Source organism: Priestia sp. 53B2, from assembly GCF_056099005.1.
This window is the reverse complement of sequence record NZ_JBLZXA010000030.1, coordinates 499,933-517,573: the sequence shown is the minus strand read 5'-3', so window position 1 is coordinate 517,573 and position 17,641 is coordinate 499,933. Positions and strand designations below refer to the sequence as shown.

Sequence of the window (17,641 nt, the reverse complement as noted above, 5' to 3'; positions counted from 1 at the left end):
ATGTTTTGTTCAGCTTTTTTGTTCAAAATAAATGTGTCCATGCAGGCTGCATCCGGGATTAAAAGAAGAACGACAGTGAGGGCAAGTGGAGTTACAGGTTAAGTATTCATTAATTGATAGCTCATGTTTACATACTCCGCAAAGAATAGCTTTTTCATTAAACATAGCTTCTTGCCACCTTTTAATGTCGTGATCAGCATGTCCGTTATGACATTGATAGCATGGATAATATGTATTACAGCAATAAAATTTTATTGCAATAATATCTTTATCCGTATGATAGTGCGTACAGCGCGTTTCAGAATCCACCGTATCACCTTTTACTACAGGTGCAGATTTGTTCATTATCATCACTCCCTATGAAAAGTATAGCATGCTTTTATACGCCTTATCATACATATGTAAAAAGAAAAATGCTATAATAAAACCATCGTTTTACATGTCAGATTGCATGCTAAAAAGATCAGATAAAAATTGATGTCAAAACAGATCGATTAAGTGAAGTAAAGAGAGGAAGAAAAAATGAGTAAGCAAGTTATCGTTTTTACCGGAGGCGGAACAGCTGGACACGTAACACCAAACATTGCCATTATGAAAGAATTAGACAGTGAAAAATGGGATATCCATTATGTCGGTTCTCACAATGGTATTGAGAAAGAATTAATTACAAAATTAAACGTTCCATATCATGCAATTTCAAGCGGGAAGCTGCGCCGCTACGTGGATATGGAAAATGTAAAAGATGTATTTCGAGTAGCAAAAGGAGTCGGCGATGCACGTCGCGTGCTGAAAAAGTTAAAGCCTTCTCTTGTTTTTTCAAAAGGCGGTTTTGTCACAGTTCCTGTTGTAATGGCTGCTAAATCTTTAAACATTCCCGTGTTTATTCATGAAAGTGATTTAACACCGGGATTAGCAAATAAAATTGCGCAGAAATTTGCTACTAAAATTTTTACTTCTTTTGATGAAGCGGCAAATTACTTTCCAAAAGAAAAAGTGCAGGTTGTTGGTTCACCTATTCGAAAAGAATTATTTAGCGGAAGCGCAGCGAACGGGGAAAGCTGGCTTCGCTTTTATGATAAGCGCCCAATTTTAACCATTATGGGCGGAAGTTTAGGAGCACGCCGCATCAATGAAATTGTTCGAGAGTCCTTGCCTGAACTGCAAAAGAAATTTCAAATTGTACACCTGTGCGGAAAAGGCAATATTGATACAAGCCTTGAAAAAGAGTCGGGCTACCGTCAGTTAGAATATGTAAATGAACAGCTTCCAGATGTTCTAGCGGCCACTGATTATGTGATTACACGCGGCGGATCCAATGCCATCTTTGAGTTTTTAGCCCTTCATAAACCGATGATGATTATTCCTTTATCAAAAGCACAAAGCCGCGGAGACCAAATTTTAAATGCACAGTCCTTTAAGAAAAAAGGTTACTGTATGGTTGTGGAAGAAGAACAGTTAACAAAAGAACTGTTTTTGCGTGAAGTAAATGAGCTTCAGCAGCAGGCAAGTACAATGAAGCGTACAATGCGTGAAGCAACAAAAACGGATGCCATTTCAATTCTTGTAAATGAAATTGAGAAAATGAGCTAAAAAAAGCGTTCTTATCGAGGAGATAAGAACGCTTTCTTCTAAAAGAGGCGGAGGAAGCATGCCGTAAACTAATTCATAATGAACATAATGAAATGGAAAGTATTTTGTCACGCGCGTCGGAACAAAATTTTATACCAGTTGTAGATGATCAAAATATTTTTATTGGACTCGTGCGGCGAAGAGAGATTATAGAGTATTGCATCTCTCAGCTTTTTATACATGGAGAAACGCCTCTAAATGTGAAGATTTAGTTAAGTTTACGTAAAAAACATAATTTTTACATAAAAGGTAGTCTCTTTTTATATAATTAATGTTATAATAAGAGATGTAAAGACGAAACTTGCGTAATGTAAGCCTCTAACATTTGTTAGAGGTTCTTTTTTTACATAACATAAAACATTTGATTTCAGTTCTTTCTATGGTTAAGTTAGAATAAGTGTTAAAGTAAGAGGTTTCTTGCTTTTTTACATAAGAAAAGTGAGCTGTACAAAGGAGACAAAGTATATTGACTACGGAAAAAACAAAAAGCGATCAATTACGCAGCATATTCAAAACTATTATCTTCGCTATCGCTCTAGTATTTATGATTCGCGCATTTTTATTTTCTCCGTATATTGTAGAAGGCGCTTCAATGAACCCAACGCTGCATAACGGAGAGCGTTTGTTTGTGAATAAACTGTCGTATTCGCTCCATGATATTCGCCGCGGAGATATTGTGATTATTAAAGACGAGGCTAAGAATAAGCATTATGTAAAAAGAGTAATCGGTCTGCCAGGTGAAAAAATCGAAATGAAAAAAGATCAGCTTTATATTGATGATAAAAAAGTAAGTGAACCTTATTTAAAAACGAATCGTCAAATTGCCAACAACATGGATATGGAGCTTACAGGAGATTTTGAGCCCGTTCAAATACCTAAAAACGAAGTATTTGTAATGGGTGATAACCGTCTGTACAGTATGGATAGCCGCAACGGTCTAGGTCTCATTGATGAAAAACGGATTGTCGGAAAAAGCGAATTTGTATTTTATCCCGTCAAAAAAATAAGAAAAACAACGTGAAAAAGAAATGCCGATGAAGGTATTTCTTTTTTTGTCTACTGTTCCTAAAGATGGGTAAGCTAAGAAAAAAAGAGGTGAACCACTTGAAGACAGCCTACGAAAAATTATTTAAGCATTTTAAATTTGTTGATGTCCTTGAGCTGAAAAACCGATTAGCAATGGGACCTATACTCACATACGCTTCACGGGAAAACGGAGAGATATCCGATATTGATATGTCTTTTTACGAAAAACGAGTGGGAGGCGTCAGTATGGTAATTGTCGGCCCTGCATTTATTACAGAAAATGGCCAAGTAGCACATGGACAAATCGGAATTCATCGTGATCATGTGATACGAAAGCTTCATCAACTGACTCAAATGATTCATAAAAGAGGAGCTAAAGCGATTCTTCAACTATCGCACGGGGGAAGAAAGTGCGTAGAAATGGAAAATAAGTGGCAAGCCATTAGCCCGAGTGAAAAGCCTCACAAACGAAAAGGCAAAAAGCCTGTTCAAATGAACGAGCGCGATATGACTTATATCGTTCAAGCATTTGGAGAAGCTACCACAAGAGCTATGGAAGCAGGGTTTGATGGAGTAGAAATTGACGGAGGAAATGAATGTTTACTGCAGCAGTTTACGTCAAGGCAAGCAAATGAACGAAGTGATTCTTATGGAGGAAGCACAGAAAACCGCTTCACTTTTGTGCTTGAAGTCATTCGTGAAGTGACGCGTCGAGCAGCTCATGGAGGCAGACCATTCATTGTGGGGTATACATTAGCGCCTAAAGAAAAAGGATATTTAGGAAATAAAGAGGAAGATACACTTGAAGGGATTGACCGTCTTATTCAAACGGAAATTGACTATTTACATATTAGTGCTTTACATGAACCTAACTCAAAAAGGGAAGAAATTAGTTCGCTGCTTTCTTCAATTATCAAGCACGTCAATCACCGGGTTCCTCTTGTGAGCACAGGAGGGCTTACAGCAACAGAGGTAGCAGAAGCTTTTCATCAGGGACTGGCTTTAATTACGATTGAACAAGCGTTAGTCGTAGAGCCAGATTGGGTAGAAAAAGTGATAAATAGCGATGAGCCTGCTTTTATGGATGCTACGTCACTGGATAAAGATGTGAGTTTGCCTCCTGAAGTGCTGGCTCACTGGAAAGATATGCATAGAAACGACCGCCATTATTAAGACGGTCGTTTTTATGTTTTTGATTTAACAAGAAGAGTTTTATTTTACTGATACTATAACCAAGCGGTATACATAGACTAAAAGAAAAAATCAAAAACACAGTTGACTTCTAGGAATAGTTAGGATTACAATATAAACAACTTATTCATAAAACGGACAGCTGATCGGACATACCGAAGGCTTCTAGCAAACAACTGTTGGAGGCCTTTTTGTGCTTTCTAACAGAAGATGAAAGTGGAGGGACAACATGAAAAAGTTAATTACGTTTGCACTTATTGGCTTTTTAGCTCAGTTAATTGATGGATCACTCGGAATGGCATACGGGGTGACATCAACTACGCTGCTTTTAACGTTTGGAATTGCACCAGCTGTGGCTTCCGCATCTGTTCACTTAGCAGAAGTTGTAACAACGGCAGCTTCGGGTGTTTCGCATATTAAATTTGGAAACGTAGATAAATCGATGGTGTTAAAACTGATTATCCCAGGCTCCATTGGAGCTTTTGTAGGAGCCTGCTTTCTAAGTAATTTACCTGGAGATGCAGTAAGGCCTTACGTTTCAACATTCTTATTGCTCCTAGGAGTTTATGTGTTATTTCGTTTTTTATTTACGTTTAAAACAAACGAAGAAAAGAGCACCAAACCTTTATCGACGAAGCAGTCCATTCCGTTAGGATTAATTGCTGGATTTGCTGATGCTACAGGAGGAGGCGGCTGGGGGCCGATAGCAACGCCTGTATTGCTAGCTAAAAAAGGCACAACAGCACGGAAAGTCGTTGGAACTGTGGATACAAGTGAATTTGCTATTGCCGTCTCGGCTACACTTGGCTTTTTAATTTCTCTTGGCTGGGAGCAGGTAAACTGGTTCTGGGTAGGCGCCCTTATGATTGGCGGAATTATCGCGGCTCCGATTGCTGCATGGTTTGTTCGTATTATCCCGGCTCACTTGCTTGGTTCACTTGTTGGTGGGTTTATCATTTTAACAAATGCTCGAACACTCTTAAACACATGGGTATCAAGCAGCTCAACTCAGATAGCTGTATATGCATTCATACTTATTGTGTGGGCAGCAGCGATCATTTACTCACTGTTACAAGGAAAAAAATATAATCAAAATCGAAACGTAGAAGTTTCGTAATAAAGAGGATGGAATAAAAGTAGCTTAGTTAAAGGAAGATCTGAACGTGTTTGATTCTTGATGGAGAATTAAATGTGTTCAGATCTTTTTATGGTTAGGGTGAAGGTAGGTTTCATGTATGTAGTGGCTTCTAGCTGTTGATTGGAGGGCAAGGCGAGGACTCCTGAGTGAAAAGCGGAACAGATGAGACCCGGCAGGAGCGGCCGCCCTCGGAAAGCGAAGCCTTGGACGGAAATCAACGGTGGTGTAAGGGATCATACTAGCGCATTATCCCCTTTGTTCGTCTTTAGATTGGGGTGATTTCGCTATGTCTCAATCTCTTTTATTATTTGAATTCCGTAAAATAGAGAAGCGTAGATATTTTCTTTGCGTCTTATGATACAATAGACGAGTTCATTCATGAGTGGGAATACTTTCTAACACATATAAAATTCATTGAATCGTCGAGGTGTGAAGAGTAAGTGGTCTATTTTATTTTAGTATTAGTAGCAGCTATCGAAGTAATTGTCTTATTGATTAATCGACCTGTATTTGCAAACATTCCGTATGTTCAAGTATATATTGTTCCTTTGTTAGTAGTAATTGTCATCACGATGTTACTTTCGCGAAATCCAAAGAGATTTATGCGGTGGTTTAAACAAGGGCTTATTACGATTTCAGTCGTTGTGCTTGTATTCGTACCGGTTCTCTATGCCAAAAATCTCCCGCTATATGGGTATAATGAAGCAAAAAAAATGCTTGCGCAAAGAGAACAGCTCTTGCTAAGTCAGTTCCAAAAAGGAAAATACGTATATCCAGCAAAAGACAGCCCTAAAAAATACCGTTATCTATTTAAAGTCAATCGTGGAAACGGCATGCTTGAATATGTATTCGACCCATACACAGGCGGTTATGAAGTTGTGACAGATGTGATAAAAAAATAAAGGTTTAGCTTATTTAAAGCTAAGCCTTTTTATATGAGAAAAATTGAAACTTTTTGAAAATCTGTGCGTATTTATTAAAGAACGTTCACAAAAAAGTCACAAAAGGAGTTGCGCAATGAGAAAGTTAGAATACCGACTGCTAAAGCCTGATGATACATTTATATCTATTTATCACTATCATTCTATTGAACTTGAACAAATTTTAGCAAGAAGGGAATGCGAATTTTTTGTTAAAGAAGGAGTAACGTATAAACAAACTTCATCTGCAGTCGAAGATGATATACATATTATTTATGTAAAAGAACATGAACATGGACCGAAAGAGCAAGCAGAAGATGATCACAGAGAAATTACGTTAGAAGTCCGCAAACTGAATTCTCTTCGAGGACACCCGATTTTATTCGTCTCTTCATTTTATACGCATTTAGACGTATTAAGCTATATCGGAACAGTTTATACATACTACAATGGATGGGAATGGGAAAGAGACTCTGCGGAAATTGATGAAGATCGCAGCGTGTACAGTTTATATGTAACAAAAACAGGCGTAACGTATGAAGGGGGAAAGGCGTAATGTCAAAAACAAAAAAAATGATGGCCGGGGTTTTGACCACAGCTTTAATGACATCGCTCGTTGCCTGTGGTTCAACTGATCAGGCAAAACCAGCTAAACCGAAAGATAAATCGTGTGACAAGTGGAAATGGGATGAAGATACCCAAACGTACTACTGTTCAGATTCTTCTTCTTCGCACAGCGGCTCATATTATCACGGAGGCCGCTACTACGGCTCTAAAAAACAGTTGACCTCATCATCGGCCTATAAATCATTTAAATCAAGCAGCTCGTATAAATCTGGAATTGGGAGCGGCTCTAAAGGCGGTTTTGGCGGGTAATGCATAAAGAAAAACGAGAAATGTTTTATAAAGAAATTGAAGATTTTTGGCACGATTTATACGGAACAGAGTATGCTCTTTATGACGTACATATAGAGTCTTCTCATATCATTGATTCTATTAAAGAAGCTGCAAATCGAATTGGGGAATTATTTTTTAAAACTGCACCTTTACTTCGTTCTTTAGATGATCAGACGCTTTTTTCTTTAGGATTTCCAAAAGACAGCCTCCCGTACCTACGACTGAAAACGATGGAAACAGAAAGTGTGATTTCGCGCCTTGATTTTGCTGTTACGACTGATCAAATTAAGCTTTTAGAACTAAATGCGGATACGCCTACGTTCATTAAAGAATTATTTCATGTAAATGAATTAGTCTGTCGTCATTTTCAAGTGCAAAACCCTAATAAGCTTGAGGAAAAAAAGCTTGCTTTAGCATTAAAACACGCCATTTTTGAAGCTTATAACGAGCTCGATAGACCGAACTATCCAAACGTCGTTTTTTCTTCTCATGATACACATGAAGAAGATAAGCTAACGACTCTTTATTTAATGAAGCTAGCCGATGTAGATGCTACATACGTTCCATTATCGCAGCTTCGAATTGTCCCTTCCTCTACAGTTGAAGAAGGTGAACATATAGAAGCGGGCGTGTATGATCAATATGGACAAAAAATAGACGTACTCTATCGCCAAACTTATCCGCTTGAACATTTAATTGAAGATGAAGATCCGAGCACGCATGAAAAAGTCGGACACATGCTTTTAACATTGGCACAGCAAAAACAAGTAGCCATAATCAATCCGCCTTCTGCATTTTTACTGCAGTCCAAAGCCGTGCAAGCACTCATTTGGGCTTTGTATGAACAACATCATCCTTTCTTCACTAAAGAAGAGCATCACACCATTGAAACGTACTTTTTACCAACGTATTTAGAAGAAGATCCATTTATTGAAAGAAAACAAGCATTTGTGAAGAAACCCTCTTTTGGTCGTGAGGGAGATACCGTTGAAATTTATAATAAAGATGGAATCAAAATAGAAGAAGATCAGCATAAGACATACCAAGAATACTCGGCTGTGTATCAACAGTTTATTCCATTGCCAGCTGCAACGATGAAGACTCAAACACAAACAATAGAGGCTCATATCATGTACGGGTGCTTTTTATTAAATGGAAAAGCAAGCGCAGTAGGAATACGAGCTGGAAATCAAATTACGGATAACGAATCATATTATTTGCCAATTGGATTAAAATGAAAAGGGGAATAAAAATGACACAATGGATTGATTGGGCTAGTATAGGGAGTTTTTTATCTCACGTAGCAGTAGGGTTAGGGCTATTATTTATCGGAGTCATGGTATTTGAATTAACAACAAAATTTAATGACCGTGAACTCATAAAAAAAGGCAATGTGGCGGTCGCTTTGAAGTTATGGGGAAAAGGAGTTGGGCTTGCTATTGTTATTTTTACTGTATGGAGCAACAGCTTAAATTTGGTAGATGCAACTCTTTGGGGAGTAGTAGGTATCATTACTCAAGTAGTGGCATATTGGGTTATTGAATTTATTATGACGCCTAAAACGAGCCTAGCCAAAAAAGTAGAAGAAGGAAATGTAGCGGTTGGAGTAACTCTTTTTACAGCGTCGGTTGCCGTCGGCCTTATTGTGGCCGGAAGCTTAACATATTAAAAGAAGGCGATTCCTGTTTTACGGGGAATCGCTTTTTTTATGTCCGGATTGCTCGTGTTCACTTAGTAATAATATACGTGTATTTTCACGGTCGGCACGAACAATTTTTTGCTGTGTGTAAAGCGGAATGACAAAGAGCAAAATAAATAAAAAAACATAGCTCATTCTTGTTATCCTCCCATGTAAATTGTAAACGCCTGCTAATAGTGTGTGACAAACAATACGTAAATATAGCATATTTAATTGGGTGAACTGGAAAAAATTGAGGGATATAAAAAGAATATAATCCTACCTACAACAAAAACTAAAAGCAGTATAGAGGCACGTCTTTTATTAAGAAAGGAGTTGGGAAAAGTGAAAAGGTGGCTCATTTTATGCTTATTGATTGTAATCGCAGCTGGATGTGGACGCCCAGATGAAACATCTCAACCGAGCATTTTCCTTATACCAGAAGGGTACAAAGGATGGGTTATGGTCGAATATGATAAAGATAACGGAAATCCCAGCAAGACAGAAGGAGACTACACTGTATTTAAAGTAAATGACCAGGGAGTCGGGAAAACCAAAACGCTTTTAAGCGGCGGCGGCTGGGCAAGAAATAAATATTTCTATGTAAATAAAAATGGAGAGCGAAAGCAATTGAAGCAGGGAAAGATGATTCATGGAACGACTCAAGGTAACAAAAATCATACGGTAACCTACTTTTTCGTGGGCACCGCAAAAGAGTTCGACAAGGCGGGAGACTATCGAAGAAAACTTACCGAAGAAAGTTCTTCGTAAAAAAAGAAACGTTGCCTCTTCGACAACGTTTCTTTTCTATCTTCATTTGAATGTGCAAAAGACGGTGTCTTTTAAACGTTGAATTTCGTTTAATGCTTCTTTCTGCTTATGAATTACCCAATCTGGCAACGAATGTTCAACCGGCAGCTCGTCGAAACAAGCCCCGCATGTTTTAACTTCAATATAAGACTCAATATACTGAAGGTGATCTAAGTTATAAGCCCAAAGTCGACGTTCAGGGCATATCGTTTCTAAGTAAAGCGGAAGCTGAAAAAAAGGATCTACTGCTTCAGAAAGTTCTAACGGTCCTTGGCTATCAGCATTGGTTACGTCTAGATAACCGCAGTGAGGACACGTGCATGAGTGCGTTGACCCGTTCAATTTTTTATCCAGTTTTACAACTCGCGCACATAGTTCGCAGTTTGGACATTTTACTAAGATAAAGTCAAGGAACTTATCTAAAAATTGTTGCTGTATTACTTGCTGATTTGTCATTTTTTGTACCTCTAACTGTCAAACTTTTTTTAGTTGCGAAAATAAATAATGAAACCTACATACTATTCATAACACATGATGGGGGTTAAAACAACAAAAACCCTTTTCGACAGAAGGGTTGTGTGATATAGTATGACAAATCAGAATAAATAAAGAAAAATGGTGAGAAAAAATGAGTCAAAACGAACAATGGACATCAAAACTCGGCTTTATCTTGGCATCTGCCGGTTCCGCAATTGGAATCGGAGCCATTTGGAAACTGCCTTATGTAGCCGGAACAAGCGGAGGAGGGGCTTTCTTTTTACTGTTTATTTTGTTTACAGCAATTATTGGTTTGCCGCTTTTGCTTGCTGAATTTGTACTAGGTAGACATACACAAAAAGAAGCAATTCGTGCTTATGATGCAGTTGCTCCCGGTTCTCTATGGAAAGGAATCGGGTATTTAGGTGTGATCACATGTTTTATTTTATTATCATTCTATAGTGTAGTAGGGGGATGGATTCTACAATATATTTTTGCAAGCGTCACGGGTCAACTGAATGGAGTAAGTGACTACGGAAATTTATTTAACTCGACCATTGCTAATCCAACAAGTGCTGTTATCTCTCAATTTGTTTTTCTTCTTTTAACAATTGTTGTAGTAGCAAGAGGCATTCAAAATGGTATTGAAAAAGCAAACAAAATTTTAATGCCTGCTCTCTTTATTTTATTTATTATTATTATTATTCGTTCTTTAACATTAGACGGGGCGATGGAAGGCGTATCTTTCTTTTTATATCCAGATTTTTCAAAGCTTACCTCTCAAACCATTTTGTTTGCGATGGGACAAGCATTCTTTTCGCTTAGCGTAGGCGTTTCAGTTATGGTTACGTACAGTTCGTATCTATCTAAGCAGCAAAACTTGCCAAAATCGGCTATTTCAATTTCAGCGTTAAACATTTTGATTTCTTTACTAGCAGGACTTGCAATTTTTCCTGCAGTCTTTTCAATGGGCGTAAAGCCGACGGAAGGACCAGGTCTTTTATTCATTGTATTGCCTTCTATTTTTGAACAGCTTCCGTTCGGAATTGTGTTTCAAACTTTCTTTTTGGCGCTGTTTTTATTTGCCACTTTGACATCTGCGTTTTCGATGTTAGAAATTATTGTCGCTTCATTAGCCAAAGGAGAGCAGCATAAGCGTATAAAGCTATCTTGGATTTCGGGCTTGCTAATCTTCGTGGTAGGAATACCTTCAGCGCTATCGTATGGTTTATTAAGTGACGTATTGATCTTTGGAAAAAGCATCTTTGACGCTTTCGATTTTCTTGTAAGTAATATCCTTATGCCACTCGGTACTCTTTTAATTGCCATCTTTGTTCCTTGGAAAATGAAAAAAGATGTACTAATTGAAGAATTTAAGCACGGTTCAACGAATGTGAAGCGCTGGTTCTCTTTATGGCTTCTTGCTATTCGATACATTGCACCTGTTTTAATTATCATTGTATTTATTAATATGCTAGGCTTTATCTAACGAAAAAACGCTGTTAAAACGCTTGGTTTTAACAGCGTTTTTTTGAAGGAAGAGGAGGAGTATGATGCTTGATTTCTTGTATGATATGTTTGTAGGGGCAGGGGTATTTATTTTATTAATAATTCTGTTGCTAGTAGCGAGAACGTCAGGGAAACGCAAGAAATAGGCGGGTATAATTCCCAGTGTAAAAACCCAAAAAAAGACTAACACCACAGAATTAAACTATGATAATATATTATCCTATGAGCATAATCAATGCTCACATATGTTGTGATGAAGCGTTTTTTAGAAAGAGGGATCATCTTGAGTGGAGAAGTTCTTGTCAAGATTTTATCTCAAGCGTATGAACAAAAAAAGACATTACCAATCGTCTCATTCTCGTCTTTTTTTGAACAAAAAAAGGTGGGCTTTCGTTTAAATAACGATGTGTCCGCTGATATCATCTACCATACGCTTATGTGTATTCAGAGAAAAACGTGTGTCCAAGATGTGTTAGTGGAAGTACTAAAAGTTGATAGTTCAAACAATGACGGGGCATCTTCTGATTGTGTATATATTTTAGCAAATGGTACAAAACAGCAAGTAAAAGAATGGGTTCAACCCTTACATCCTAAAAGAGTGAAACAAGGATATCAGCACGGGACACCCATTGATGCGCCACAGTTAAAAAATGACTACCACGTGTTTGCCGTTACTTGGTCATAAGCGTTTAACCAAAAAAACATCCTGCTGTCGCTGCAGGATGTTTTTTGTTAATAAGGATGAGCATCGTTTCCTTTTTCATTAGCTTCTTCTACCGCATCAGCAGCTTTGTTGCTTCCTAACGGTGAACCGCCTTCTTTTGGCAATTTCCCGTATGTAGGAGTCATTTCTGCTCCCATTTCAATTTCTAAGGAACCATCATCATGCAGCAGAAGACCGATGCCATTTGCTACTCGATTGCCGTAGTCAAAATCACATTGAGTTAAAAGCTCAATCATCTTTGTTTGAACGATATGGTGACAACATTTTAAGCCGTCTACTAAATTTTGAATAAGCTCATCACGTTCCCAGTCCTCTAGTAAACGATAGCGTTCACCAGCTTGCTTAAAGTCATTTGTACGATCAATTTTTTCCTTTTTTACATTTCCTTCAACATAAGGCTGATGAGGTTTTGGATGGTCATGCGCTTCTTGAAGACCTCCAAGAGAAGAAGGCTCGTAATTCACATGCGGGTTCTGACCTGGAGCAGCATCTACATGATAGGCCATTTGACCGTCGCGTTGATTTGTTGCTACATGTTTTTTCGGCGCGTTAATAGGCAGCTGCAAGTAGTTTGTTCCCACCCGGTGACGCTGCGTGTCGGAATAGGAAAACGTTCTTCCTTGCAGCATTTTGTCATCAGAAAAATCTAGCCCGTCTACAAGCACACCTGTACCAAATGCGACTTGCTCCGTTTCAGCAAATACGTTGCTTGGGTTTTTATCTAGGACCATTTTACCTACTGGGAGAAATGGAAATTGGTCCTCTGGCCAAATTTTCGTGTCATCAAGCGGATCAAAATCTAGTTCAGGATGCTCTCCATCTTCTATGATTTGTATACAAAGTTCCCACTCGGGGTAGTTACCGCTCTCAATCGCTTCATACAAGTCTTGAGTGGCGTGACTGATATTTTTAGCTTGAATTTCTTCTGCTTGCTTTTGGGTCAAATTTTTAATTCCTTGTTTTGGTTCCCAATGGTATTTCACAAGAAACGCATCGCCATCTTTGTTTACCCACTTATATGTATTAACACCGGAACCTTGCATTTGCCGATAGTTAGCAGGTATTCCCCAAGGTGAAAATAAAAAAGTAATCATATGCATAGCCTCAGGGGTGTGAGAAATAAAATCAAAAATGCGCTCGGTATCTTGACGGTTTGTCACAGGATCGGGCTTAAAAGCATGAATCAAATCAGGGAATTTAATAGCATCGCGGATAAAAAATATTTTAAGGTTATTTCCTACTAAGTCCCAGTTTCCGTCTTCTGTGTAGAACTTTACAGCAAATCCCCTTGGGTCTCGCATTGTTTCTGGAGAGTCCTTTCCATGAGTTACGGTAGAAAATCTGACAAAAACGGGCGTCTGTTTGCCTGCTCCTGAAAAAACTTTTGCGCGGGTGTATTTTTCAACGGGCTCGTCACCAAGCTTTCCGTACGTTTCAAAATACCCGTGAGCTCCCGTTCCTCGGGCATGAACAACACGTTCCGGTATACGTTCACGACCAAAATGCGAAAGTTTTTCAATCAGCTGGTAATTTTCAAGAGTAGCAGGTCCTCTGTTGCCTACCGTTCGAGAATTTTGGTTATCACGAATGGGGTGACCTTGACGCGTCGTAAGCGTCTGCTCGTTTTCTCCGGCTGCATAGCGTTTGTCTTCCGAGTCACCTGATCCTCTAACATTTGTACCATGAATGCCTTTATGGCTCATAAAATAATCCTCCTTGTTTCAAACATAACAAGACTATTTTTTTCAGCCCTCGCTTTTTTATTCATTAATATGGAAATAATATAAATTTTTAGAATAAATGCTGTTTTACTAAAGAGGGGAACAAATCCGCTAAACGAATAAATTTAAAAAAAGTTTCACATTTCAAAAAAAAATAAATTGTTTTTTTTGAAATATAAAGATAATGTTACGGGTGATTTTTTACCTATTATTAGTGTAGGAAAAGGAATAACATTGGAATATATTAGCTTTTTTGTCGAACTTATTAAGTGTTAAACGGCAATAAACTACGACAATATACACCATACAGCTGCGCTACTGTCGTTTCCTGTAACATAAATGTAATATTAGTGATGTTATTTTGTAATAATGTGTTGTTACAATGTAAACGTCTTATATATTAGTAGATTATGGCATTGGAGGAACCTTTTTTTATGAAAAAGTTGATATATTCGTTAGCGTTATGTGGATCTTTAACAGTAGTACCTACAATTAGTGAAGCTGCTTTAGGAGATGCTACGCTACACCCAGGAACAAGTAATTCAGATGTGAAAGAATTACAGCAAAAATTAAAAAACAAAGGTTATTTTACATACGGTACAACAACAAACTATTACGGTTCAATCACGACTAGCGCAGTAAAGTCATTTCAGCGTGCAAATGGTTTATCTGCAGATGGTATTGCAGGTCCATCTACATTTAATAAGCTGCTAGGAAGCGGAAGTTCATCAATTAGCTCAAGTTCATTGCTGCGCGTTGGTTCAACTGGACCAAACGTACAATCTTTACAGCAGCAGCTAAAGAATAAAGGCTATTTTAAAGGAACTACGACTCAATACTTCGGTTCAATTACCAAAAATGCAGTAATGGCATTTCAACGTGCAAACGGACTGTCTGTGGACGGAATTGCGGGTCCCGCTACGTTAAGCAAATTAAAAAATGGCGGTTCTAGCGCTTCAACTGGTGGTTCTAGCTCTAGCAGCTCAACTATTTTACGTCAAGGTATGAAAGGTTCAGCAGTAAGCAGTCTTCAGCAAAAACTAAAAAATAAAGGTTACTTCTCAGCTGGTGTAACAGGCTACTTTGGTTCAATTACAACAAGTGCAGTAAAATCATTTCAACGTGCAAATGGTTTATTAGTAGACGGAGAAGCGGGTCCAGATACGCTGAATAAATTAAATTCAAGCAGCTCTAGCAGCTCAAAACCTTCAACATCAACAGGAAGCAGCACAAGTTCAAGCTCAGCTTCAAAAGTTATTTCATACGGTAAACGTTTTATGGGAACACCTTATGTTTGGGGCGGAGCTGCGCCTGGAGGCTTTGATTGCAGTGGTTACCTTAACTATGTATATCGCAATGCAGTAGGTGTAAGTCTTCCTCGTACAGTTGCTAGCATCTATCAAACTGGTACGCGTGTAAGTTCACCTCAGCCTGGCGATATCGTTTTCTTTGAAACGTACCAACCAGGAGCTAGCCATGCTGGAATTTATATCGGAAATGGTCAATTCATGCATGCAGGTTCTTCAACAGGCGTGACAATCACATCGCTAAGCAACTCTTACTGGTCAAAACGTTACTTAGGAGCAAAGCGTTACCTATAAAAGTGTAACAAAAAGGAGTAGTTGTAGAACTATTCCTTTTTTCTATGCACCATAAACGTAAAAGTAGGAAATTTTCGCGCGATTTGGTATGATAACTAGGGAATAAATAAAAGGAGTGTATAACATGGCTATTGTAGATGTAACCATTATTCCGGTAGGTACGGAAACGCCAAGCGTGAGTCAGTACGTAGCTGATATTCAAAAAGTGTTGGCCAAGCATGAAGATGAAATTACATATCAATTAACCCCTATGAATACATTGATTGAAGGGGAATTAAGCACGCTGCTAAAAATTGTTCAAGAGATGCATGAAGTACCTTTTGAAAATGGTATTCAGCGCGTATGTACAAATTTACGAATTGATGATCGCCGTGATAAAGAAAATCATACGATGGCTGGGAAATTACAATCAGTACAGTCTAAATTAACAGCGAAATAAATAATATGCAATACAATAAAAAGCGCTTGAGTATCCACTCAGGCGTTTTTTATTGTATTTATACTTAATTAGCATGCACAAGAGAAAAAATTTGAAAAGCTACGCGCAGCCGAAGGGTTTCCTCCGACGTGTGAATAGGTCTTTTTAATAACTCTTCGCATTTTTCAATTCGATAGATCACCGTGTTCCGGTGGACGAATAACTGCTTAGCAGTCTCTGAGATTTGGCAATTGGAATTTAGATATGTTTCAAGCGTGTCAAGTAAGATGGAGCGATCTTTCTTATCGTACTGCAGCAAACCTTCTAATGTTTGAGAATAGTAATCCTGTAAATCGTTTGCTGGAAGCAACCTCAGCAGTTCTTTAAACTGTTTTGGCTGATAAAATTGAATAAGCTTCGACTGATCTTTAAAATGGATGGTTTCAAGAGCTTCAACAGCTTCTTTATATGAGTCAGCGATTGTAAGTAGGGATTGGCTTTGGTTTCCAATTCCAAATGACATTCGCTTATCGTAGTGACGGTAAACAGCTTCCTGCAAGCGATGCAAGCATTCTATAATCATAGGTTGAGAATAAGGTGTAAACAAAAGAATATAAAGATTGTCATAGAAAAACAAAACGGCCTCTGTATGACCTGCTAATAACTCATAGTGAAGGAGCTCATAGATCATATCATCATCGCTGTAAGGCGTGAATGTAGAGTGGATCTTCCCAACGGCGCAAATGTAGCTGTTTCCTGCTGATAAGCCCATCATCTGTGCTTGAAAGGAAGCATCTTCAAGCGTTTTATAATAATTGTTAACAAGCTGATTGAAAAAATCGTTTTTTCGTCGCCGTTCAGCTTCATACAAAGCCTGCTGCCTCATCATTTCGAAGGATAAAACGTTTGTTGCTTGTTCAATCGTTAGGAGCGCTGAATCGGATAAAGAAACTTGGTGTTCAATAAGTAAATAACTGTACTTTCTTGTATGCGTCGCAATCGGAAAAAGCGTAACGGTTTTTTTGGTGTGTAAAAAGGAAAAGGTTGTATATTTTGACGTTCGTAAAAACAGCTGCTTAGCGCCCGCTACCGCTTCTTCCATCGGGAGTGAAAAAGGTTCGCGTTTGTTTGTATAAAAGAGTTCATGGCCATGGGTATCAAAAAGGGCAACATGAGCATTGCATAACGTTTGAATAGATTGCATAATTTTCTCAATGCCTTTTCCTTGTAAGATGTATGAGGAAAATAGCTGATGTGTGACCATCGCTTGCTGAAGCTCGGCTGTTTTTTTATCTAAAATAAAGCTGAGAGATTCGTTAATAACCGCGCCTAACGTTTCGTCCGTTTGGAAATCAATGATCGGAAAGTGAAGTTCATCAGCTAGCTGACAAATAGAAGCAGGCACGTGTTCGAAAAAGCGCTTTGTTTTGATGGCCAATCCTGCACACTTCTTTTTAGCCATTCCTTCTACAAGTTTTGCTAAGCTTTCTTCATGTTCTTTGAAGTGATAACCCGTTGTAATTAAAAACTCTCCTTCTTTTAAAAAAGATAAAATATCGGGTGCGTCCATCATATTGACGTTATGTACTTTGCGGGTGACTCCTTTTTGCCCGGCTACTACAGATGCTTTTTCATAAATTGGAATGCGTAAAAGAGTTTGTAGTTCCATTATTCATTACTCCTTTTGTTAAAAATTCTCACATTTCCCTGCGCATATCTTTATCTATCTTTTATTTTATAAGAAACTTTAGTTAAAATAAATAAAATTTTCAGAAAAAAATGTATAAATTGTTAATGAAGAAGTGTATTCAATCCTGTAAGATGAAATAAATAACATATAATGTTAGAAAAAGTGACGTATATAAGACTTTGCGCATTTAGTGATAATAGCCAAAAAAACAC

General features: G+C 38.1%; 18 protein-coding genes and 1 pseudogene. 14 read left to right on the top strand and 5 right to left on the bottom strand.

Annotated features, from left to right (window positions below):
- Positions 1 to 9: 9 nt before the first annotated feature.
- The gene (locus tag ACN6NE_RS27350) at positions 10 to 345 is read right to left on the bottom strand and encodes a CHY zinc finger protein (protein WP_474328416.1); all 336 of its coding nucleotides are present in this window, start codon (positions 343 to 345) and stop codon (positions 10 to 12) included.
- A gap of 177 nt (positions 346 to 522) precedes the next feature.
- On the opposite strand from ACN6NE_RS27350, the gene ACN6NE_RS27345 reads away from it, so the two are divergent.
- The 9 genes from ACN6NE_RS27345 (at position 523) to ACN6NE_RS27305 (ending at position 8,470) form a co-directional block, all read left to right on the top strand.
- On the top strand, positions 523 to 1,590 hold the full coding sequence (locus tag ACN6NE_RS27345; protein WP_029714620.1) for an undecaprenyldiphospho-muramoylpentapeptide beta-N-acetylglucosaminyltransferase: 1,068 nt from the start codon (positions 523 to 525) through the stop codon (positions 1,588 to 1,590).
- A 505-nt stretch (positions 1,591 to 2,095) separates the two neighbouring features.
- Positions 2,096 to 2,650: a signal peptidase I gene (lepB, locus tag ACN6NE_RS27340; RefSeq protein ID WP_028412768.1), complete on the top strand. Its 555-nt coding sequence runs from the start codon at positions 2,096 to 2,098 to the stop codon at positions 2,648 to 2,650.
- A gap of 83 nt (positions 2,651 to 2,733) precedes the next feature.
- Complete coding sequence (locus tag ACN6NE_RS27335; RefSeq protein WP_474328414.1) at positions 2,734 to 3,828, top strand: oxidoreductase; 1,095 nt, start codon at positions 2,734 to 2,736, stop codon at positions 3,826 to 3,828.
- A gap of 247 nt (positions 3,829 to 4,075) precedes the next feature.
- Complete coding sequence (locus tag ACN6NE_RS27330; RefSeq protein WP_013057718.1) at positions 4,076 to 4,963, top strand: sulfite exporter TauE/SafE family protein; 888 nt, start codon at positions 4,076 to 4,078, stop codon at positions 4,961 to 4,963.
- A gap of 461 nt (positions 4,964 to 5,424) precedes the next feature.
- The gene (locus ACN6NE_RS27325) at positions 5,425 to 5,886 is read left to right on the top strand and encodes a hypothetical protein (protein ID WP_013057717.1); all 462 of its coding nucleotides are present in this window, start codon (positions 5,425 to 5,427) and stop codon (positions 5,884 to 5,886) included.
- Positions 5,887 to 6,001: 115 nt separating this feature from the next.
- Positions 6,002 to 6,460 carry a hypothetical protein gene (locus ACN6NE_RS27320; protein WP_474328411.1) on the top strand — a complete coding sequence of 153 codons (459 nt, stop codon included), beginning with the start codon at positions 6,002 to 6,004 and terminating at the stop codon, positions 6,458 to 6,460.
- Complete coding sequence (locus ACN6NE_RS27315; protein WP_129710443.1) at positions 6,460 to 6,780, top strand: hypothetical protein; 321 nt, start codon at positions 6,460 to 6,462, stop codon at positions 6,778 to 6,780. Before ACN6NE_RS27320 ends, ACN6NE_RS27315 begins: the two co-directional genes overlap by 1 nt.
- Positions 6,780 to 8,039 (top strand): glutathionylspermidine synthase family protein, encoded by a 1,260-nt coding sequence (locus tag ACN6NE_RS27310; protein WP_474328408.1) that lies wholly within the window; start codon positions 6,780 to 6,782, stop codon positions 8,037 to 8,039. The genes ACN6NE_RS27315 and ACN6NE_RS27310 overlap by 1 nt, the downstream gene beginning before the upstream one ends.
- A gap of 14 nt (positions 8,040 to 8,053) precedes the next feature.
- The gene (locus tag ACN6NE_RS27305; protein WP_129710441.1) at positions 8,054 to 8,470 is read left to right on the top strand and encodes a DUF350 domain-containing protein; all 417 of its coding nucleotides are present in this window, start codon (positions 8,054 to 8,056) and stop codon (positions 8,468 to 8,470) included.
- A gap of 18 nt (positions 8,471 to 8,488) precedes the next feature.
- Here ACN6NE_RS27305 and ACN6NE_RS27300 read toward each other — a convergent pair whose 3' ends face one another.
- Complete coding sequence (locus ACN6NE_RS27300; RefSeq protein ID WP_165351762.1) at positions 8,489 to 8,635, bottom strand: hypothetical protein; 147 nt, start codon at positions 8,633 to 8,635, stop codon at positions 8,489 to 8,491.
- A 189-nt stretch (positions 8,636 to 8,824) separates the two neighbouring features.
- Between ACN6NE_RS27300 and ACN6NE_RS27295 the strand changes: the two genes are divergently transcribed.
- Positions 8,825 to 9,250: a DUF6843 domain-containing protein gene (locus ACN6NE_RS27295; protein ID WP_025751186.1), complete on the top strand. Its 426-nt coding sequence runs from the start codon at positions 8,825 to 8,827 to the stop codon at positions 9,248 to 9,250.
- Positions 9,251 to 9,292: 42 nt separating this feature from the next.
- Here the strand turns inward: ACN6NE_RS27295 and ACN6NE_RS27290 are convergent, their stop codons facing one another.
- On the bottom strand, positions 9,293 to 9,745 hold the full coding sequence (locus tag ACN6NE_RS27290; RefSeq protein ID WP_129710440.1) for a hypothetical protein: 453 nt from the start codon (positions 9,743 to 9,745) through the stop codon (positions 9,293 to 9,295).
- A gap of 172 nt (positions 9,746 to 9,917) precedes the next feature.
- Here ACN6NE_RS27290 and ACN6NE_RS27285 point away from each other — a divergent pair, with 172 nt between their 5' ends.
- On the top strand, positions 9,918 to 11,255 hold the full coding sequence (locus ACN6NE_RS27285; RefSeq protein WP_474328405.1) for a sodium-dependent transporter: 1,338 nt from the start codon (positions 9,918 to 9,920) through the stop codon (positions 11,253 to 11,255).
- Positions 11,256 to 11,558: 303 nt separating this feature from the next.
- Complete coding sequence (locus ACN6NE_RS27280; RefSeq protein ID WP_240702733.1) at positions 11,559 to 11,960, top strand: hypothetical protein; 402 nt, start codon at positions 11,559 to 11,561, stop codon at positions 11,958 to 11,960.
- Positions 11,961 to 12,177: 217 nt separating this feature from the next.
- On the opposite strand, the pseudogene ACN6NE_RS27275 reads toward ACN6NE_RS27280, so the two are convergent.
- Positions 12,178 to 13,702 (bottom strand): annotated as a pseudogene (locus ACN6NE_RS27275) (catalase); the annotation flags it as partial.
- A gap of 452 nt (positions 13,703 to 14,154) precedes the next feature.
- Here ACN6NE_RS27275 and ACN6NE_RS27270 point away from each other — a divergent pair.
- Positions 14,155 to 15,321, top strand: coding sequence for a C40 family peptidase (locus ACN6NE_RS27270; RefSeq protein ID WP_013057707.1), 1,167 nt, complete (start codon positions 14,155 to 14,157; stop codon positions 15,319 to 15,321).
- 124 nt (positions 15,322 to 15,445) lie between these two features.
- Positions 15,446 to 15,760, top strand: a complete 315-nt coding sequence (locus tag ACN6NE_RS27265) for an MTH1187 family thiamine-binding protein (protein WP_129710436.1) — start codon at positions 15,446 to 15,448, stop codon at positions 15,758 to 15,760.
- A 64-nt stretch (positions 15,761 to 15,824) separates the two neighbouring features.
- Here ACN6NE_RS27265 and ACN6NE_RS27260 read toward each other — a convergent pair whose 3' ends face one another.
- Positions 15,825 to 17,408: a PucR family transcriptional regulator gene (locus ACN6NE_RS27260; protein WP_129710435.1), complete on the bottom strand. Its 1,584-nt coding sequence runs from the start codon at positions 17,406 to 17,408 to the stop codon at positions 15,825 to 15,827.
- Positions 17,409 to 17,641 lie beyond the last annotated feature (233 nt).